Here is an 18671-nt window from a genome sequence, read left to right as displayed (position 1 = left end):
AATTCTTTTCATTTGTTTTTTAGAATTATAGCCAAATCTTTTCCCTGTTTTTCTTTAAAAAACAGTATAATTGCAGTATGAATCATTTTATGCAACCACCTGTACGTATCAACGCTTCAAATGAGCTTCGAAAAGTCGGCTTTGAGCTTGAATACAGTGCCATAGAGTTACAAAAAAGTGCAGAATTACTTATTGGAACTCTAGAATCCGGCAGTATGGAAAAAATAAATCCTTATCATTACAAAATCAGAGATACCTGCTGTGGCGACTTTAATCTTATCCTTGATTTTCAGTTTCTTATTTCACAGGGTCTGCAAAAATGGCTGCAGAATATAGGACTTGACCAGTTTATCGAAACAGAAATCGCACTGGCTTTGGAAGAGTTCATAGCCACCCTTTCTCAAACTATCGTGCCTTATGAAATCACAACACCGCCGCTTCCTTTGGATAAAATTGCAATTATAGAGAAGATAAAAGAGACGTTTCGAATAAACGGAGCACTTGGAACTGATGCCAATCCTCTCTATGCCTTTGGCTTTCATATCAATCCGCAGGCCTTCTCTTTTGAAGTAACAGAAATTATTGATACACTCAGGGCCTTTTTCATTCTTTATGAGACGCTTGTGCTATGGCTGCAACCTGATATTGTACGCAGAATCAGCCCCTATATCAAACCTTTTGAAGAGGAGTATATACAAAAAGTACTCAAAGCCTCTTACAAACCGGATATGAACCGGTTTATCTGTGACTATATGCAATATAACCCTACCCGTAATCGCGCACTGGACCTCTTGCCTCTGCTTGCCTGGATAGATTCCAATCAGGTTTTCAAGACACTTCCCGAAGAAAAAATTTCACCACGTCCTGCCTATCATTATCGCCTTCCAAACTCCAAGGTTGACAAAAAAGAGTGGCACACTTACGATGCCTGGAACAGCTGGGTCATCATTGAAAAACTCGCTCAAGACAAAGAGATGCTTGCACAACTTGCCGGCGAATACAGCAAATACCTCACTGACCCTTTTTCGTTTTTGAAAAAAGAGAAGTGGCTGCAGCAGGTAAATGTATGGCTGAAAAAACAAATATAATCATAACAGGCTCAAGCAAAGGAAGTCGCAGTGCCTGGGTGACAAGTCGTGCTTTGCTCACGCTTTTTGGTGTGAATGCAAGGTTTTTGCATCCTGATAATTGGGACAAGAACACCCAAATGGATGGGCTTGTGCTTACAGGAGGTGTGGATATTGATCCGCATACTTTTCATACATCCAGGCACCCCAGTGTAAAAAAAACCGAACCACTGCGTGATGCAATGGAACTCTTTTTACTTGAGCGCGCACTCACACAAAACATTCCCGTTATGGGAATATGCAGAGGCATGCAGCTTATCAATCTCTTTATGGGCGGATCACTTCACCCGCATATACCGGAAATGGATTTGGATTTTAAACATCCGCATTCTCTGCTGCCTCAAAACACCATCAAAATAGAACCAAAAAGCCATCTGCATAAAATTCTCAAAGCCGAAAAATTAAAAGTCAATGCCCTGCATCATCAAACAGTGAGAACACTTGGAAAAGGGCTGAAAGTTGCAGCAAAAGATACAAACGGCCTCATACAGGCCATTGAAACAGACAATGAAGACTTCATTCTGGGTCTGCAGTGGCACCCGGAGTTTATACCCTATCACTGGAGTACCTACCGCATTTTTGAAGCTTTTTCCAAAGAGATAAAAATCAGATAAAAAAAAGTGCCAACAGTATATAACGAATACCTTTTGCAAACAGAACAAGCAAAAAAAATCTTTTAAAGTTATAATGCAGAGCACCGGCTACAAAAGTAATAGGGTCACCGATTATCGGAGCCCAGGAGAGCAGCAGCACGATGGCACCGTAACGATCAAACATTGATTCGGCTTTTTTATACGCTCTCATTTTTACATATTTTTTCTGTGCCAGATAATCAACCCCTTTTTTGCCCAAAAAGTAGTTCAAACAGGAACCAAGGGTATTGCCGAGTGTAGCAACACCCAGCAGAGCATAAATATTGTAACCGGCTGTAATATCATAAACCAATACAGCTTCACTCACTACCGGCAATAAAGTCGCAGCACCGAAAGCGCTTAAAAAAAGAGTAATATAGACCAACTAGAGCACTTTTGGTTTGCTGTTTCTTAAATAGTACAGTGTTGCTTTAATAATGTCATCATCATCTTTCGAATCTGATTTTATTGTCTCCTTGGACTCATTTAAATAGGTAAATGTGATATTTTGTCCATAGTTTGAAATCGTTTTGATTTTTTTCTCCAGGGACAAAAGTTTAATAACCATCAATTCAAAAAACTGTTTGGTAGGAATGTCCAATTCGCCAAAACGGTCAATTACCTCTTCTTCTATTTCATAGATCTCCACAGCACTTTCACACTGGGCAAGTCTTCTGTAGATATCTAAACGCAACCTGTCTTCTTGTACAATTTCATCACTGATAAAAGCGGATATGCTCAGTTTTACATCTACCTTTGCCCGCTCTCCCTCGGCTGTATTGCTCAACTCTTTTATAGCATCTTCAAGCATTCGAAGATACAGAGAGTAGCCGATATTTTTAATATGTCCGCTTTGTGCATCTCCTACAAGATTCCCGCCGCCGCGAATTTCCAAATCATGATGTGCCAGCACAGAACCCGAACCTAAAAAGGAGTTCGATTCTAATGCCAAAAGGCGTTTTTTGGCTTCATCTGTCAAATTTTCTTTGTTTTGTACAATAAAATAGGCAAAACCCTCATTGTGTCCACGACCTACACGCCCGCGAAGCTGATGCAAATCTGCTATACCAAATCTGTCTGCACCGTCTACAATGATGGTATTGACACGGGGCATATGAATACCGCTCTCAATAATGGAGGTGGCTATCATGACATCATATTCGCCTGCTTCAAATTTCAGCAGCTCTTTTTCTGTTTCCACTGCCGATATTTTAGAATGCAGCATCAGCATTCTCAAGTCAGGTAACAGGGCCTGCAGTTCTCCCAGTTTTATAGGCATATGGTCAATTGAATTGTGCACATAAAAAACCTGACCGCCACGACGAAGTTCTCTCAAAATAACCTCTTTTATCAGCTTTTCATCATACTCTTTTACAAAAGTCCTTACACCCTGGCGCTCACTCGGCGCTGTCAATAGCTGACTCATTGTTTTTATGGAACTGAGTGCCTGATTGAGTGATCGCGGAATCGGTGTTGCACTCATAGAGAGCAGATGCACATTATGGTAGAGCTCTTTGATTTTCTCTTTTTGCTTCACGCCAAACTTGTGTTCTTCATCTATAATAACGACGCCAAGTTTCTTAAATTCCAGTCCAAAAAGCGTATGCGTCCCGACAACACAATCTATTTCACCGCTTGCCAGCCCTTTAATAACTGCATTTTTCTCTTTTGTGGTGACAAATCTGTCAAGTTTTGCATAACGGATACCCAAATCTTTAAACCGCTCATCCAAAGAACGCCAGTGCTGTGCTGAAAGCAGTGTAGTTGGTACAATAAATGCCGACTGATAGCCTGACTTGTAGGCTGCATAAATAGTGTTGAGTGCGATTTCTGTTTTACCAAAACCGACATCTCCGCTTAAAAGTCGGTCCATTATATGCCCTGAACTCATTTGTGAGAGTATCTCCTCAACAGCCTGAGTCTGGTCATCTGTATATTCAAAGCCTGAAAGTGCCTGAAACTGCTCCAGCTCTTTTTTATCCAAAGAAATCTTTGGTGCTTTTATAAGCGCTCTTGCTGCTGCCGTGTTAACAATCTGTCCTGCAATTTCAAGCAGCCTTTTTTTTACCTTTGCCTTGAGTTTGCCAAAGCTTCCTTTTCCCAGCCTGTCCAGTACAGGTGTCGCACCGCCTCCTGCGATGTAACGGTCAATATAGTCGAGGTTTTCTACAGGCAGCAGTATTTTATCATCACCGACATATTTAATGACGATAAAGTCTTTGACTCCGCCGAGTATTTCGGTTTTTTCAATTTTTTCAAAGATACCAACACCATAATCTTCATGAACTACATAATCACCTGCTTTTAAATCATCCAAAAGAATAGAGGTTTTTCTTCTGCGGCGTTTTTTATCGGCTTTGTTCAGTGATATAACCAGCTCATCAGGTGTAATAATATTTAATATATAAGGAGCCTCTACAATGCTTAAACCTGTTGCATCATAAATACCGGCCTGTTTTATTGTCGCATTATTTGCAGCAATGAGCGTTACTTTCTTGTTTGGATGTACTTTTAAAAGCTGGGCGGCATTGACAACAACCAACTCTTTGACGGCATCGTTTTCTTCTAACAATTCAAGATCAAAAGCATCTCTTGGAAGCTGCGGATTGTTTATACCGTAGGCATCTTTGAGTATATTGTCTAAATTTCTGACAAGTTTGACATTTTTGCCTGCTAAAAAATTCTCTGCCAATTCATCAAGATGCCAAAAGCCCAAAGAGGCTACATCTTTGTTGAGTGCATCAAATTCACTCTTTTGTATTTTTTGATGCAAGGCATTGTAGGATGCTTCATCCAGAGCATAAAAAGCACTTCGTATTTCTACACTTTCCAAATCATCGCCGAGGGTTCTTTGTGTTTCAAGGGCAAAGGATTTTATTTGTTCTATTTCATTGTCAAAGAGGGAAATTCTTATCGGATTTTCGGAAGAAGGCACAAAAATATCTATAATATCCCCACGATGAGAAATTTCACCTGCAACCTGTACCATATCAACAAAAGTGTATCCCCAGTAAAGCATCTGCTCTTTAAACTCTTTGAGATTAATCTCTGAGCCAAATTCAAACCTCATCTCACCGAGCAGCTCTTTTTTTGGCAAATGAAAGAGAAGTGTTTTTAAAGGAGATATTACAAGTGGTTTTTTCGCGCAAAAATAGTATGTTCTTAAAGCAAAACAGAGTTCGTGCAACTCTTCTTTGTAAGAACGCAAATCATCACCGTAACCTGGTCTGAAATCGGGAAAAACAACAACATCCCGTCCAAAAAACTTTGCTACATTTTCAAGTTCATATGCTTCTTTTGCATCTTCACATACCAAAACTTCAAGGGCATCTTTTTGTGCATTGTTTTTAAAATGATTAAATAAAATTGCCTGTGACATTACTTTCCTGTTTCTTTTACTATTGAGTTTCCCTGAAAAATACCTTTGGCCTCTATGACAAGTTCAAGCGAGGTAATTTCGCCATTTACATGTCCTGCCGCTTTTATTTCAACACGGTCTGCATGTATACTCCCCTCAACCAGGCCTTGAACCACGAGACGCTTTGTTGTAATATCGCCTTTTACATGTCCGTTTTTACCCACATTCACCTCTTTGGACGACTTTATAAACCCCTCTAACTCTCCGTCTATATAAAGATTGCATGTAAGTTCTATTTCGCCTTTGATTTTTGCTCCGGCTGTGACAATTGCTGTGTTTGCATCTGTTTTATCACTTTTATCCGCGATGTTGCCATTATTAAAGATTGCCATGGTATCTTTTTCTCCTTTTTAAAAATTTCATCATAATTTTGCTGTGTCCATTTTATAAAATAATACGGATTTAATGCACGGTGAATAAAGCGTATTTCATAATGCAAATGCGGTCCGTTACTGAGCCCGGAATTGCCTGTATAGGCAATTAAATCACCTTTTTTTACAAATTGTCCTGACTTTACCACAATTTTGTTTAAATGTCCAAAGTACGATTTAAAACCATACACATGTTCGAGTATGACAAGTTTTCCAAAACCGCTGCGCCTGTGCAGCCCTGCCCATTCAACAATACCGTCAGCCGTTGCATACACAGGAGTATTGAATTTCGCTTTCATGTCAGAACCACGATGAAACTCTTTTTTATGCAGTGTCGGGTGTATTCTGTAGCCGAATTTGCTTGTAATCCCATGGTATTTTACAGGAGATCCGCTTGGTATAAGTTCCAGCAGTGTTGCTCTGTGCGATGAACTGAGCATTGTCATATTTACTCTTTCGGCCAAAGATTCAGTCGCAAGAGGTTTGAGCCCTATGAGCGTTTCAATCTGAGACAAAGAATCTGAAAGTTCATCAAGCTCTTTTTCTTTTGCCAAAAGGGAATGTGTTGTACTCTTCATCTCTTTTTGCAAGGCTTGATTTTGACGCAGCATCTCTTTATATGCCTGTGCCACTTCATTTTTTTTACTCTGCAGTTTATCTACACTGGCATTTAAATACAAAATAGTTCCTGCGGCAATCAGTACAATACTCAGTAAAAAAAGTCCGGTATACAAAAAAGCTTTTTTTATAAACTTGTGAACATTAAACTGCTTGACACCGTTGTCATCATGAATAGTAACCGTAAAATGATTATCCACCATGCACCTTCAAAAATGTTTCCACAACACTGAAGGAGCCAAAAACAAGATAATTTTTATTTGCATCTATCCCTTGAAAGCTTGTGTGTTTCATCTGCAAATCCTCTATTGCCTTTTTGAGTTTGCTCAATTCTTCTATTCTTTCATCTTCTACCGCTATAATTTCCACATGTTCAATTATCGGCTGTAAAACAGTAAGTATTTCACTGTAATTTTTATCTTTAAAACTATTATAAACCAATATATATTTATTCTCTTTTAAACTTTCATAAATTGAACGTGCCGCAAGCGTATTGTGTCCCACATCTATCAGTATGTTTGTCTCTAATTGAGAAAGTCTGCCAAATAATTTTGCATGCTTAAAATCTTCTGCTTCGTACGAAATGCCCAGACTCTTTAATGCCGCGATACTTACCATTAAATTTTCTTTTAAATAGCACGCCAACCTGTGATACCTGGCAATTTTTTCAATCTTCGCTTTGTCTTGTGCATCTAAAAGTTCACTGTAGTCTGCGACATGGATATTTTTTTCCTGTGCAATTTTTTTGGCAATCTGCATCACTTCTTTATGTGGCTGTTTGGACACAATTACTTTTTTTTGCATAGCATTGAGTTTTGTCGTGGCTATGGACAAAATATCCGAACCCAAAAAAGCTTCATGATCAAAACCAACCGGTGTCACAAGTGTTAAAATATTTTCAAATACCGCTGTTGCATCATGCTCTCCGCCAAGCCCTGCCTCAAGAACAATATAGTCACACTCCTGATACAAAAAAACTGCCAAAAGTGTTGTATATTCAAAGTAGCTTAATGAATCTGCATCCTGGGGATCCAACAGTGATAAAAGCTTTTGATGCGCTTCGTTTAAGAGTATATCACTGACATTTTCTCCGTTGAACCAAATGCGTTCATTGAAAGTCAGTATATGCGGAGAGGTATAATGCCCCGTAGTAAACCCCAAAGAGTACAAGGCTGACGCCAAAAAACGTCCTGTTGTCCCTTTTCCGTTTGTTCCCACAAGATGAATAATTTTTGGCAATTTTAATGAAGCTTTGATTTTTGCGTATACTCTGGGCATACGGGTGTAGTCTATGGTGTCATAATACAATGGTTTGCTGTTAAGAAATTCCTCTAACACGTTTATTTTTTATACTCCACTCTGTTTCTTCCCTCTTTTTTTGCTTTATACAGATACTCATCGGCAGAATTTATCGTCGCGTCAAGTGAAATATGATCACTTCGTTGCGCGACACCGGCACTCACAGTCACTTTAATACGCTTGCCTTTATATACAAAACGAGTCTTTTCGACATGCTTTCTCACCTTTTGGGCAAAAGTCACACCCCCTTCCAAATCCGTCTCACTTAAAAGTGCCAAAAATTCTTCGCCTCCAAAACGCCCGACTATATCTACTGTTCTACTCTCTTTTTTGAGTATTTTGGCAAATGCCGCCAAAACCGCATCCCCGGCTTCATGTCCATAGGTATCATTTACTTTTTTAAAAAAGTCTATATCAAACATAACAATGACAAAATTATGTCCATAGCGTTTGTATTCTGCCTCTTTCATCGTTAAAAACTCATCAAGCGCGCGCTTGTTATACAACTTCGTTAAAAAATCTTCTTTTGATTCCTGTTTTGCTTCTTCAAGCTCTTTTTCAAGTGTACGGACTTTTTTGCTCAAAGCTTTGACTTCCTCACTGTGTCCCTGCAAATCTTTACTTAAAAGATGTGTATTTTTCTCTAAGGCAACAGCAATTGTAAAAAGTTTTTTATGTGCAAGTGCAAAGTTTACAGTTGATTCTTCCGTATAAGATTCCAACTCAAGTTTTATTTTTTGTATTTCGGCATTTGAGTTGTCAGAACTCTCTATCATGTCTATAAGACGCAGTGAAAGTTTATCGAGAACTCCGTCAATAGACTCTACCATCTCTTTGACAGTTTCTTTGTCAAGTGCTATGCGCAAAGATATGGCTGACCTGATTTCATTTTCAACACTTTCATGTTCAAGCAGTTCAGGATTTTTCTGGATTTTTTCACTCAAAGCTGCAATCGTATCATTCACACTCGAAGCAATGGAGGGAACAAAAGAAGCTATCAAAAGTTTTGATATTTTCTGTAAATCCACACTTTGGTTTTCTTGTGCACCAACACATTCCAAATGTAAATTTTCAATAGTTTTTTGTAAATCCCGCGTATCTACATCACCGTACTCTTTCAATTTTTGCAAAAAAGCATCATCATAAGTAGTTAAAAAATTGACCCATCGTTGTCGAAACTGGTCCAACTGTTCAGGCTGGGCGCCATGCTCTATAAGTTCCAGAGTTTTTTGTGCAAGCTCACCCGCTTCTTTGTTGTGCAGTACAGTAATAACCTGCAGTACCCTTTTTGTCAGTAATGTTTGGGATTCAAGCAGGTTTGAACACTGCGTCGGGTTGGTTCTGTTGAGTTTTGAAATCAGCAAACGCACAAACTCATGCATCGTTTTTATATTGTATTTTTTGAGCTCTTTTTGTAAGTCTTTGTTGAGCATGGCATTGAACTTGTCAATATGTTGACAATCTTCAACCTGCATATTTGCTTTTTGCGCCTCTTTGCAAAATGCTTCTGCATAAAAGTCAGGAGTCAGTAATTTTCCTTCGAGTTTTAATCTTTTGACAGCTTTACTTATGATTGTTTGTATAGTCATGTAATCTTCTCCTGATTTATAGTTGTGATCCTTCTGCTGAGACCTGTGCAACAAAAGATGCTATAGCCTTGATGGCACTGAATTTTATCGCATCAAATCGTTCCTGATCTGTTATAACAGCATTTGGTACAACCGAAAAGTCATAGGTACCTCTTGCCGTATACGTTTTTTTAATATTTTTTGATTCTCTTGCAATCTTTAAAACAATTTTTGCCCGATATGCAATAATATACCCTTCTGCATTATACTGAATTGGCGAATAACTCGGTGGTGTCAGAGAAAAATTCAACGTTGTATCGGCATGGGATTTGTCTGTTAGAGAGGCATGAAAAATTTCCACAATGGCGCTGTCTACCGCATCTTTTATTAAAACGGTATTTTGGGGATCCAAAGCTGAAATGACAACATGTGTGTATATTTTTGAACCAATAACACTTCTGGCATACTTTGAACTTGGCTTATATCCGCATGCATTCATTGAAACAAGAAGAATCAAAAGAACAAATACCTTCAATGCATGTGAATATTTTCTCATTCTTAGCCCTTTACAACAATATTGACAAGCTTTTTAGGAACAAAAATCTCTTTGACAATCTCTTTGCCTTCAAGCCACTTGGCAATATTTTCTTTTGCTGCTGCAATAATTGTCTCTTTATCAGCATCAGCGGCAACTTCAATTTCCCCTCTTTTTTTCCCGTTGAGAGAAACACCCAAAGAGATGCTCTCTTCTACAAAAACTTCTTCTACTGTTTCTTGCGGAGCCAGGTTGTTCAGTTTGAAATACTGCTCACTGATTTCATGACAGGTATGAGGAATAACAGGTTCCATAATCGAGCTGAGTATCCAGTATCCTTCCGTCCATACATCTGCATTTTTTTGTGCATTGAGCGCATTCATCGCCTCCATGACACCGGCAATCATTGTATTAAATGTGTATCTTTCATTATAAACATCTTCGGCACGTTTGAGTGCTTCATAGACTTTTTTACGGGCAAACTTCTCTTCTTTACTCAAGTCTGCATGATTGATTTCAGGCTTCTCGTTACATGTAAAGACATTTGCACTTCGCTCAAAAAATCTTTTTATAAACTTGTAGGCACCCTCAACAGCACTGTCATTCCATTCAAGTTCCTGTGTCGGCGGTGCGGCAAAAAGTATAAACAGACGTGCCGTATCTGCACCGTATTTCTCAATGATGGCATCGGGGTCAACCGTATTGCCCTTTGATTTGCTCATTTTGGCCCCGTCTTTAAGTACCATTCCCTGGGTTAAAAGTTTCTCAAAAGGTTCGTCCAAATCAATATAACCCAAATCACGGAACACTTTTGTAAAAAAACGCGCATATAAAAGGTGTAAAATCGCATGTTCTATCCCACCGATGTAATGATCAACACCTTCATGCCCTTTTTGGTGCATCCAGTATTTTATCTGCTCAGGTGAAAATGCCTCTTTTTCCCAGTTTTTAGGCGATGCACAAAAACGCAGGAAATACCAGGAGGATTCTACAAAAGTATCCATCGTATCTGTTTCACGAACAGCATCTTTGCCACACTCCGGACATTTACAGTGTTTCCATGTCGGGTGTTTTTCCAAAGGATTTCCCTCTCCTGTAATCTCTACATCATCCGGCAGAGCCACAGGAAGATTCTCTTTTTTCTCCATAACAAGACCGCACGCCTCACAATGAATAAAAGGAATAGGTGCACCCCAGTATCTTTGACGACTCACACCCCAGTCTTTGAGTTTATAGTTTGTCGTCTTTTTGCCCAAACCTTTTTGTTCAAACACAGCTATGATTTTTTCCTGTGCCTCTTGAGAGTTCATCCCTGTAAATTCGCCGGAATTTATAAGCTCACCGACTTCTGTAAAAGCAGATTTTGAAAAGTCATGTTCTGTTTTAAAAGGCTTGATAACCGGTTTTACAGGCAGGTCATACTTTTTAGCAAAATCATAATCTCTCTCATCATGTGCAGGTACGGCCATAACCGCTCCGCTTCCATAATCCATCAACACAAAATTTGCCACCCAGACAGGAATTTTTTCTCCTGTGAGCGGATGCGTTACATGTAAACCAAGCGAAACACCCGATTTCTCTTTTTGCCGCTCGATTGAAGAGGTGTTTTTCATAGTCTCAATTTGTGCAATAACCGAATCATCAAGCAATTTGTTCTCTATCATATACGAAACAATTTCATGTTCAGGTGCCAAAGCCGTATAACTCACACCGTAAATGGTGTCAGGTCTTGTTGTAAAAACATCAAAACACTCAAATGTATGCGAAAGTTTTGCTTGACTTGCTTCATCAAAGTGTAAATCAAAAGCAAGTCCGTTTGACTTGCCTATCCAGTTTTCCTGCATCGTCAGAACCTGTTTTGGCCAGCCACCTTCAAGTTTTTTCAAATCATTTAAAAGTTCGTCTGCATAGGCTGTAATTTTAAAATAGTACTGATTCATCTCTTTTTTGACAATCGGTGTGTCACATCGCCAGCAACATCCATCCACTACCTGCTCGTTTGCCAAAACAGTCTGATCATGCGGACACCAGTTAAGCATCCCTTTTTCACGGTACAGCAAACCTTTGTTATACATATCTATGATAAAGCCCTGTTCAAACTTCGTATAAAGCTCATCACTTGTGGCAAATTCACGTTTACGTGAGAAAGAGAAACCCAGAGAATAAAATTCGTTTTTCATATAGTCAATGTTGTCATAGGTCCAGCTTTTAGGATGTGAACCGTTTTTTATAGCAGCATTTTCCGCAGGCATACCAAAGCTGTCAAAGCCAATCGGGTGTAAAACATTTTTGCCCTGCTGTCTGTGGTACCTCGCAAAAGCATCACTGATAGAGTAGTTTCTTACATGTCCCATATGCAGGCGTCCGCTTGGAAACGGAAACATTGAAAGAATGTATTTTTTCTCTTTGGTAAAATCTTCACTCGGCTCAAAACTTTCGTTTTGATTCCAGTATTCCTGCCATTTTTTTTCTATAGTTTTTGCGTTATATTCCAATTTTATTCTTCCTGTTAATATTCTTCGTGTGTTTTACTGCTCTCAATGTAGACAAGTCCCATTGAAAATACATTGGCAATCAATGCACCGATTGCCAGGGCAATTGCCCAGGAATCATTCTGCACAATAACCAAAAAGACAAATGCCGGAATCAGGTGCAGGTCTGCCACCAAAGAAGATGCCAACAGTTCGGCTGAAAGCAGATTACGCACACCGATTTTTAAAATTGTTGAAATCAGATTCACACTTGCGGCTATAAACAATGAAATAGCCGTATTTTCATATAAAAACCCTGCGATCGATGTAAGACTCATTAATGAAAAAAATACGTATACTACTTTACCCCAATCCATTACATAACTCCTGATTCAAACTGTTCGCGCATTCTGTTTTTTTCTGCTTCTCTTTTTGCTTTTTCTGCCAGTTTTGCATGATAGTTTTTCACATCAAAACCAAACAGTATCAACAACGGTGAAGCAACAAAGATGGACGAATATGTTCCTACGATTATACCTACCAAAAGCGTAAACGCAAAGGCATGAATAATCTCTCCGCCAAACATAAACAGTGTAAAAACCACAAAAAAGGTCGTTAAAGAGGTCAGTGTCGTACGGGCAAGCGTTCTTGTGATAGATTCATTGATAATCTCTGTCAAATTTGCTTTTTTGGATTTTGTAATCCCTTCGCGGATACGGTCAAAGACAATAATTGTATCGTTGAGCGAATATCCCAAAAGTGTCAGTATTGCAGCAAGTACATCAAGGTTGACATCAATCTGAAAGAGAGCCACCGCACCCATTGCAATCGAGACATCATGCACTAACGCGGCTATAGAAGCCACGGCAAATCGCCATTCAAATCGAAATGCCACATAAACAAGAATCGCGGCTATAGAGAGAAAAAGTGCCATAAGCCCTTTCTCTTTTAACTCTGAACCTACTTTTGGACCTACAATATCAACACGGCGAATCGTAAAATTGCCTGTACCCTGCAGTGCTGCTCTTGCAACATCACCGATGTCTTTTGCTACACTCGCACTCGATGTTTTCATACGAATGACAACTTCATCCGGAGAACCGAACTCACTGATGGAAGCACCGTCAAAAAGTTTGTCTGCCTGCAGTTTTTCCCGCATCGCTTTGATAGGGGCTTTTGTGTCATACTTTACCTGAACAATCGTTCCTCCGGCAAAGTCGATCCCGTAATTGAGTCCTTTTGTCGCCAAAATCGCATATGAAGCCAAGATAAGAATAATTGAAACTGCCATCGCAATTTTTGATTTACCCATAAAATCAATGGGCTGTTTATACTTAAAAAATTCCATAATTATCCTTTAATCCCAAACCAGAAACGGTAATTTTTGCTTTTGCCCATTTTAGGTTCAAGCATCTGATAAATTCCGTGTGTTCCGAGAATTGCAGTGAGCATAGATGCCAAAATACCGATACTCATAGTAATGGCAAACCCTTTTATAGCACCTGTACCATAGACATACAAGACAACAGAAGCAATCAGCGTCGTGATATTTGCATCCAAAATTGCCGTCATTGCGTTTGCGTAGCCTTCTTCTATGGCCTTGTGCATAGATTTTCCCTCATAAATGAGTTCACGGATTCTTTCGGTAATAATGACATTCGCATCCACCGCCATACCGACCGTCAGGACAATACCTGCCATACCCGGCAGCGTCAACGTCGCACCAAAAAGACTCATAACCGCCAAAAGAATCAACAGGTTTGCAATCAGGGCAATATTTGCAATTACCCCTGCCATACGATAATAAACCATCATAAAAACAATAACAAGAATAAAACCGCCTATCAGCGCTATCATAGATGCTTTAATACTGTCAGCACCCAGACTTGGGCCGACAGAACGTTTTTCCATCATATATATTGGCGCCAATAATGCACCCGAACGCAGCGCAATCGCCAAATCTTTTGCCTCAAGCACTGTATAGTTTCCGGAAATCTGTCCGCTGCCTCCGCCGATGCGTTCATTAATATTCGGTGCAGAGTAGACTTTTCCGTCAAGTACAACTGCCAGACGTTTGCCTACGTTTTTACCGGTAAAATCACCGAAGATGTCAGCACCCTCTGCATTGAGTTTAAAATTAATCACCGGGCGGTTGTTTTGGTCAAAGCCCACATTTGCACCGGTAAGCATCCCGCCGTCCAGAATAGGGATTTCATGCACAAGATATTTGATTTTAGGATTTTTCACATCTTCTAAAATCACATCACCGTATGCCGCCGCATCTGCGTCACTCATATTGTAAACACGTGCATTTCTGGCTTCATCAACTGCCATCATTTCAAGTTTTGCCGCACGAGAAATCAACTCGCGTGCACGCTGTTCTTCCTGCGGTGTTTTAATCCCCGCAAGCTCTACAAGTATCTTCTCTTTTCCCTGACGTGCGACAACGGGCTCTGAGAGTCCGAACTGGTCAAGTCTGTTTCTGATCGTTTCAATTGCCTGCGAGACTGCCTGCTGTTTTGTTTTTTCTATCTCTTTAGGCGTCAGACTCAAGGTTATGACAGAACCTTTGTGTGTAACTTTCACACCTTCAAGTTTTGATAAAAAATCATCAAAGTTTTTAATCTCGTCACTATCAAGCACTTCAAAAGTTACACTTTTGCTGTCAAAGCTCAATCCGTCTATTAAAATATCATTGCGTTCTGCAAAGTGTTTGATACTTGCCGCTATTGATTTAATACGTGATTTTGTCGCTTCCTCGGTTTTCACACCGAGCAGCATATGCAGTCCACCCTGTAAATCAAGGCCTAAGGTTATTTTTTTGCCGCTTTGGGTCTGTAAAAGTGATGGAAGAGAAAATACAATTCCAAACACTATTGCCAGAGCAAAGATGACTATGCGATAATTAAGCTTCATCCTCGAACTTCTTTGCAATGGAATCTTTTGTAATTTTTACGAGTGTATCATCATTAAGTTTTACTATCAAAAAGTTCTCTTCAACTTTATGAACAACAACGATAAAACCGCCGTTAGTGATGACTTTGTCACCTTTTTTAAGAGATTCAATCATCTCTTTTTTGGCCTTGGCCTCTTTTTGCTGTGGGCGAATAATTACGAAATACATAATTGCAATTAAAAATACAAACGGTAGTAGTTGGGAGATAATTTCCATATCTTGTGCTTCCTTCTCTTATAAAATTGCAGCGATTATACAAAAAATATACTAATAAGCTCTTAAATTCAGTACAATTTCAAAATGAATTCCTTAACAAAAAATATTTTACTCGCAATTGGCACGGCTGCACTTTTCAGTGCTTTTATCTATTTGGAATATTTTGGCATTGAAAATAAATTTTTCAATACCCTTTTTGGACTTGGAGCAATAGCACTGCTTCTTAGCATTCCTAAAAAAGCGGTTCTTTTTAGCGGTTTTTTTATAGGACTCTTTTGGTTTTACTGGATCGGTTTCAGTTTTAAATACCAGGGTGTCGGTTATATGGAGCCTTTTGTTACTCTCGGCTTCGGTATTATTTATCTTCTCTTTTTTGCACCGCTTGCCTTTACAGACAAGCCTTATATACGGGCCCTACTGCTTTTTGGACTCAGCTTTTTTGAACCGCTTGGCTGGAACTGGATGAAAATTGAGCTCTTGTTTGTCAACAGTTATATAGGTGTTTACAAATATCAGTTGGCGGCTGTTTTGCTCGCCCTCTCCCTGCCTTCACTGATAAAAAACAATAAATACAGATATTTGCCTCTTTTGCTTCTCGTTTTTGCCTATAACTACGGCTATCCCAAGCAGCATGATGCACCCCTGAAAATAAAGCTGGTACAAACAGAAATCCCCCAAAGTGTCAAGTGGGAGAGAAGCAGCCTCTACCCTACCGTTGCCATGATTTTTGAAAAAATCCGTCAGGCACAGGCAGAAGGCTATGATGTTGTCATATTCCCCGAATCTGTCTTCCCTCTTTTTATGAATGAAATGCCGAAACTGATGCAGGAACTTCGTAAGGCTTCTGAAAAAATCACTGTCATAGCCGGTGCACTGATGCGTGAAAACAATCTCAACTACAATGTCACCTATATGTTTGACAAAGGCAGATACAAGGTTGCCAAAAAACTCATTCTGGTACCCTTTGGCGAGTACATTCCTCTGCCAAAATTTGCACAAAAATTCATCAACGATACTTTTTTTCAAGGATCAAGTGATTTTGTTACGGCAAAAAAACCGACAGACTTTGTCATAAAAGGTATCAAGTTCAGAAATGCCGTCTGTTATGAGGCTACATGTAAAGAGCTCTACAATGGCAATGTAAAATATATGATTGCCATAAGCAACAATGCATGGTTTACCCCTTCTATTGAGCCGACACTGCAGAAGTTGCTTTTAGAGTACTATGCCCGAAAAAACGGTGTGACAATTTACCACGCAGCCAACATGAGCGGCACAGGTGTAATCAAATAGTAATAATTTCTTTGCTATAATAAAGAAAAAACTTACCAAAGAAAGTGAAAATTTTATGATAAACCTTAAAAATCCCAATCTTTATTTAAACCGTGAGCTTTCATGGTTACAGTTTAACACAAGAGTCCTCAAACAGGCACAGGATGAATCTTTGCCGCTGCTTGAACGTCTCAAATTTCTTGCCATTTACGGGACAAATCTGGACGAATTTTATATGATTCGCGTGGCAGGACTTAAAAAGCTTTTTGCCGCGGGTATTATCGTCTCAGGGGCCGACAGGCTGACACCTCTGCAACAGCTTCGCGAAATAAGAAACTATCTGCATCAGGAACAGCAGGTTGTCGAGCACTGCAGAAGTGAAATATTTAAAAAACTTGAGCCTCATGGTATCAGTGTAAAGACATATGATGAAGTGAACAATCAGGACAAACATAAACTCAACCAGTATTTCAATGAAAACATCTATCCGGTAATTATTCCCATTGCCATAGATGCCACACATCCTTTTCCACATCTTAACAACCTGAGTTTCGGGCTTATCGTAAAACTTCGCGATATGGACAACGAAAATATAGAACGCTTTGGAATTATACGTGTTCCCCGTGTTTTAAACAGATTTGTAGAGCTTGGAAACGGAACCTATGTACCGATAGAAAGTGTTGTGGAAAAACATGTTGATGAACTTTTTCCGGGCTATGAGCTTATCAAATATGCCCCTTTTCGTGTGACAAGAAATGCTGATATTGCCATAGAAGAAGAGGAAGCTGATGACTTTATGGAGATTCTTGAAGAGGGGCTCAAACTTCGCCGTAAAGGAGAAATGGTCCGGCTTGAGGTCGGTTCAAATGCTGATGATGAAATCATTAACTTTTTTAACCGTCATGCACATATATACAAAGATGACATCTACAGATACCATACCTTTTTAAATCTCTCAAGTCTTTGGCAGATAGTATCGAACAAAAACTTTGCACATCTTTTGGCACCGGCATTTCAACCAAAAAATCTGCCGCCTTTTGAAAACAATGAAGATATTTTCTCTATCCTGGAAAAGCAGGATGTCTTGATGTACCATCCTTATCAGAGTTTTGACCCTGTGGTAAATCTCATTCAACATGCGGCAAAAGACCCTGATGTTGTCTCTATAAAAATGACACTCTACCGTTCAGGGACAAAGTCGCCTATCGTCAAATCTTTGATGGATGCCAGTGAATCGGGAAAACAGGTTACCGTTATGGTTGAGCTAAAAGCACGCTTTGACGAGGAGAACAATCTCATTTGGGCAAAAGCGCTTGAAAAATCAGGAGCCCATGTTATTTACGGAATTCAAGGGTTTAAAGTCCATGCAAAAGCGGCTTTGATCACAAGAAGAAAAAACGGAAAACTCAAGCAGTATGCCCATTTAGGCACAGGAAACTATAACCCTTCCACTGCAAAAATATATACTGACATGAGTTATATGACGAGCAAGGACACCATTACCAATGACTTAACACGCTTTTTTCACTTTTTGACAGGCTTTAGCAAAAAAGGAAAACTCAATGAGTTATATATGTCTCCTTCACAAATCAAGCCTAAAGTCCTTTCTCTCATTCACAATGAAACAAGACAGGGAAAAAACGGACATATCATTGCAAAGGTAAACTCACTTGTTGACGATGATGTCATCAGAGCACTCTACAAAGCCTCTATAGCCGGTGTAAAAGTTGAGCTTATTGTACGTGGTATCTGCTGTTTGAAGCCCGGTATCAAAGATGTCAGCGAAAATATAAGAGTTGTTTCCATTTTGGGAAAATACCTTGAGCATGCCCGTACTTTTTATTTTAAAAATGATGCATCAAAAGTCTATATCTCAAGTGCAGACTGGATGCCCCGAAATCTTGTGCGGCGTATAGAGCTTTTAACTGCCATCAAAGATGAAGATGCCAAAAAGAAAATTATACAGATTCTCAAACTGCAATGCTCCGACAATGCCCTTGCACATGAACTGCAAAGTGACGGATCCTATATAAAAATCAAACCAAAAGAGGGGCAAAAGGTTATCAACAACCACAAACTTCTTGAAGACTATGTCAATCGCATTGCAAAAGCAACCAAAAAAGAGACCTCTACCTATGTGCAGCAACTGGTTAACCGTCTCTTCATAGAAAGTTAAAGGAGCACGCCT

Annotated in this window: 16 protein-coding genes; 4 read left to right on the top strand and 12 right to left on the bottom strand. The window is 39.4% G+C overall.

What is annotated here, in order from left to right; genetic code table 11:
• Positions 1 to 77 precede the first annotated feature (77 nt).
• Complete coding sequence (locus ACM66U_RS03000; protein WP_418641095.1) at positions 78 to 1088, top strand: amidoligase family protein; 1011 nt, start codon at positions 78 to 80, stop codon at positions 1086 to 1088.
• The gene (locus ACM66U_RS02995) at positions 1067 to 1741 is read left to right on the top strand and encodes a gamma-glutamyl-gamma-aminobutyrate hydrolase family protein (protein WP_418641094.1); all 675 of its coding nucleotides are present in this window, start codon (positions 1067 to 1069) and stop codon (positions 1739 to 1741) included. Before ACM66U_RS03000 ends, ACM66U_RS02995 begins: the two co-directional genes overlap by 22 nt.
• Here the strand turns inward: ACM66U_RS02995 and ACM66U_RS02990 are convergent.
• Genes ACM66U_RS02990 through yajC form a run of 12 tightly spaced genes read right to left on the bottom strand, consistent with a single transcriptional unit; the run spans position 1734 to position 15211 of the window.
• Positions 1734 to 2144 (bottom strand): YqaA family protein, encoded by a 411-nt coding sequence (locus ACM66U_RS02990; RefSeq protein ID WP_151900901.1) that lies wholly within the window; start codon positions 2142 to 2144, stop codon positions 1734 to 1736. The two genes, ACM66U_RS02995 and ACM66U_RS02990, sit on opposite strands and share 8 nt — an antisense overlap.
• Positions 2145 to 5138, bottom strand: coding sequence for a DEAD/DEAH box helicase (locus ACM66U_RS02985; protein WP_418641093.1), 2994 nt, complete (start codon positions 5136 to 5138; stop codon positions 2145 to 2147).
• Positions 5138 to 5509: a bactofilin family protein gene (locus ACM66U_RS02980; RefSeq protein WP_346389443.1), complete on the bottom strand. Its 372-nt coding sequence runs from the start codon at positions 5507 to 5509 to the stop codon at positions 5138 to 5140. Before ACM66U_RS02980 ends, ACM66U_RS02985 begins: the two co-directional genes overlap by 1 nt.
• Positions 5410 to 6369, bottom strand: coding sequence for a peptidoglycan DD-metalloendopeptidase family protein (locus ACM66U_RS02975; protein WP_230973255.1), 960 nt, complete (start codon positions 6367 to 6369; stop codon positions 5410 to 5412). Before ACM66U_RS02975 ends, ACM66U_RS02980 begins: the two co-directional genes overlap by 100 nt.
• Positions 6359 to 7504, bottom strand: coding sequence for a bifunctional folylpolyglutamate synthase/dihydrofolate synthase (locus tag ACM66U_RS02970; RefSeq protein WP_418641092.1), 1146 nt, complete (start codon positions 7502 to 7504; stop codon positions 6359 to 6361). The genes ACM66U_RS02975 and ACM66U_RS02970 overlap by 11 nt, the downstream gene beginning before the upstream one ends.
• 2 nt (positions 7505 to 7506) lie before the next feature.
• Complete coding sequence (locus tag ACM66U_RS02965; protein WP_418641091.1) at positions 7507 to 9054, bottom strand: GGDEF domain-containing protein; 1548 nt, start codon at positions 9052 to 9054, stop codon at positions 7507 to 7509.
• Positions 9055 to 9070: 16 nt separating this feature from the next.
• Positions 9071 to 9589: an LPS assembly lipoprotein LptE gene (lptE, locus tag ACM66U_RS02960; protein WP_188109978.1), complete on the bottom strand. Its 519-nt coding sequence runs from the start codon at positions 9587 to 9589 to the stop codon at positions 9071 to 9073.
• Positions 9590 to 9591: 2 nt separating this feature from the next.
• Complete coding sequence (leuS, locus tag ACM66U_RS02955; protein ID WP_418641090.1) at positions 9592 to 12063, bottom strand: leucine--tRNA ligase; 2472 nt, start codon at positions 12061 to 12063, stop codon at positions 9592 to 9594.
• A 14-nt stretch (positions 12064 to 12077) separates the two neighbouring features.
• A complete protein-coding gene (locus ACM66U_RS02950) occupies positions 12078 to 12416 on the bottom strand; it encodes a DUF6394 family protein (protein WP_151900907.1) in 339 nt (112 codons plus the stop codon).
• Complete coding sequence (secF, locus tag ACM66U_RS02945; protein WP_151900908.1) at positions 12416 to 13387, bottom strand: protein translocase subunit SecF; 972 nt, start codon at positions 13385 to 13387, stop codon at positions 12416 to 12418. The genes ACM66U_RS02950 and secF overlap by 1 nt, the downstream gene beginning before the upstream one ends.
• 2 nt (positions 13388 to 13389) lie before the next feature.
• On the bottom strand, positions 13390 to 14955 hold the full coding sequence (gene secD / locus ACM66U_RS02940) for a protein translocase subunit SecD (RefSeq protein WP_418641089.1): 1566 nt from the start codon (positions 14953 to 14955) through the stop codon (positions 13390 to 13392).
• Entirely contained in the window at positions 14945 to 15211 is a 267-nt protein-coding gene (gene yajC / locus ACM66U_RS02935; RefSeq protein WP_418641088.1) for a preprotein translocase subunit YajC, read from the bottom strand. Before yajC ends, secD begins: the two co-directional genes overlap by 11 nt.
• Positions 15212 to 15295: 84 nt before the next feature.
• On the opposite strand from yajC, the gene ACM66U_RS02930 reads away from it, so the two are divergent.
• A complete protein-coding gene (locus tag ACM66U_RS02930) occupies positions 15296 to 16504 on the top strand; it encodes an apolipoprotein N-acyltransferase (protein ID WP_418641087.1) in 1209 nt (402 codons plus the stop codon).
• A gap of 55 nt (positions 16505 to 16559) precedes the next feature.
• Entirely contained in the window at positions 16560 to 18659 is a 2100-nt protein-coding gene (locus tag ACM66U_RS02925; protein WP_151900912.1) for an RNA degradosome polyphosphate kinase, read from the top strand.
• Positions 18660 to 18671: the final 12 nt, after the last annotated feature.

Origin of the sequence: Sulfurimonas sp. ST-27 (genome assembly GCF_048081595.1) — a bacterium.
GTDB classification, from domain to species: Bacteria; Campylobacterota; Campylobacteria; order Campylobacterales; family Sulfurimonadaceae; genus Sulfurimonas; species Sulfurimonas hydrogeniphila.
Note: the sequence above shows the minus strand (reverse complement) of the source record. Positions and strands in the feature narration are given on the sequence as shown.

Excerpts from the sequence above, each read along its gene's own strand:
- ACM66U_RS03000 (WP_418641095.1), top strand. The coding sequence starts at position 78 with ATGAATCATTTTATGCAACCACCTGTACGTATCAACGCTTCAAATGAG.
- ACM66U_RS02995 (WP_418641094.1), top strand. The coding sequence starts at position 1,067 with ATGGCTGAAAAAACAAATATAATCATAACAGGCTCAAGCAAAGGAAGT.
- ACM66U_RS02985 (WP_418641093.1), bottom strand. The coding sequence starts at position 5,138 with ATGTCACAGGCAATTTTATTTAATCATTTTAAAAACAATGCACAAAAA.
- ACM66U_RS02980 (WP_346389443.1), bottom strand. The coding sequence starts at position 5,509 with ATGGCAATCTTTAATAATGGCAACATCGCGGATAAAAGTGATAAAACA.
- ACM66U_RS02975 (WP_230973255.1), bottom strand. The coding sequence starts at position 6,369 with ATGGTGGATAATCATTTTACGGTTACTATTCATGATGACAACGGTGTC.
- ACM66U_RS02965 (WP_418641091.1), bottom strand. The coding sequence starts at position 9,054 with ATGACTATACAAACAATCATAAGTAAAGCTGTCAAAAGATTAAAACTC.
- lptE (WP_188109978.1), bottom strand. The coding sequence starts at position 9,589 with ATGAGAAAATATTCACATGCATTGAAGGTATTTGTTCTTTTGATTCTT.
- ACM66U_RS02950 (WP_151900907.1), bottom strand. The coding sequence starts at position 12,416 with ATGGATTGGGGTAAAGTAGTATACGTATTTTTTTCATTAATGAGTCTT.
- secF (WP_151900908.1), bottom strand. The coding sequence starts at position 13,387 with ATGGAATTTTTTAAGTATAAACAGCCCATTGATTTTATGGGTAAATCA.
- secD (WP_418641089.1), bottom strand. The coding sequence starts at position 14,955 with ATGAAGCTTAATTATCGCATAGTCATCTTTGCTCTGGCAATAGTGTTT.
- yajC (WP_418641088.1), bottom strand. The coding sequence starts at position 15,211 with ATGGAAATTATCTCCCAACTACTACCGTTTGTATTTTTAATTGCAATT.
- ACM66U_RS02930 (WP_418641087.1), top strand. The coding sequence starts at position 15,296 with ATGAATTCCTTAACAAAAAATATTTTACTCGCAATTGGCACGGCTGCA.
- ACM66U_RS02925 (WP_151900912.1), top strand. The coding sequence starts at position 16,560 with ATGATAAACCTTAAAAATCCCAATCTTTATTTAAACCGTGAGCTTTCA.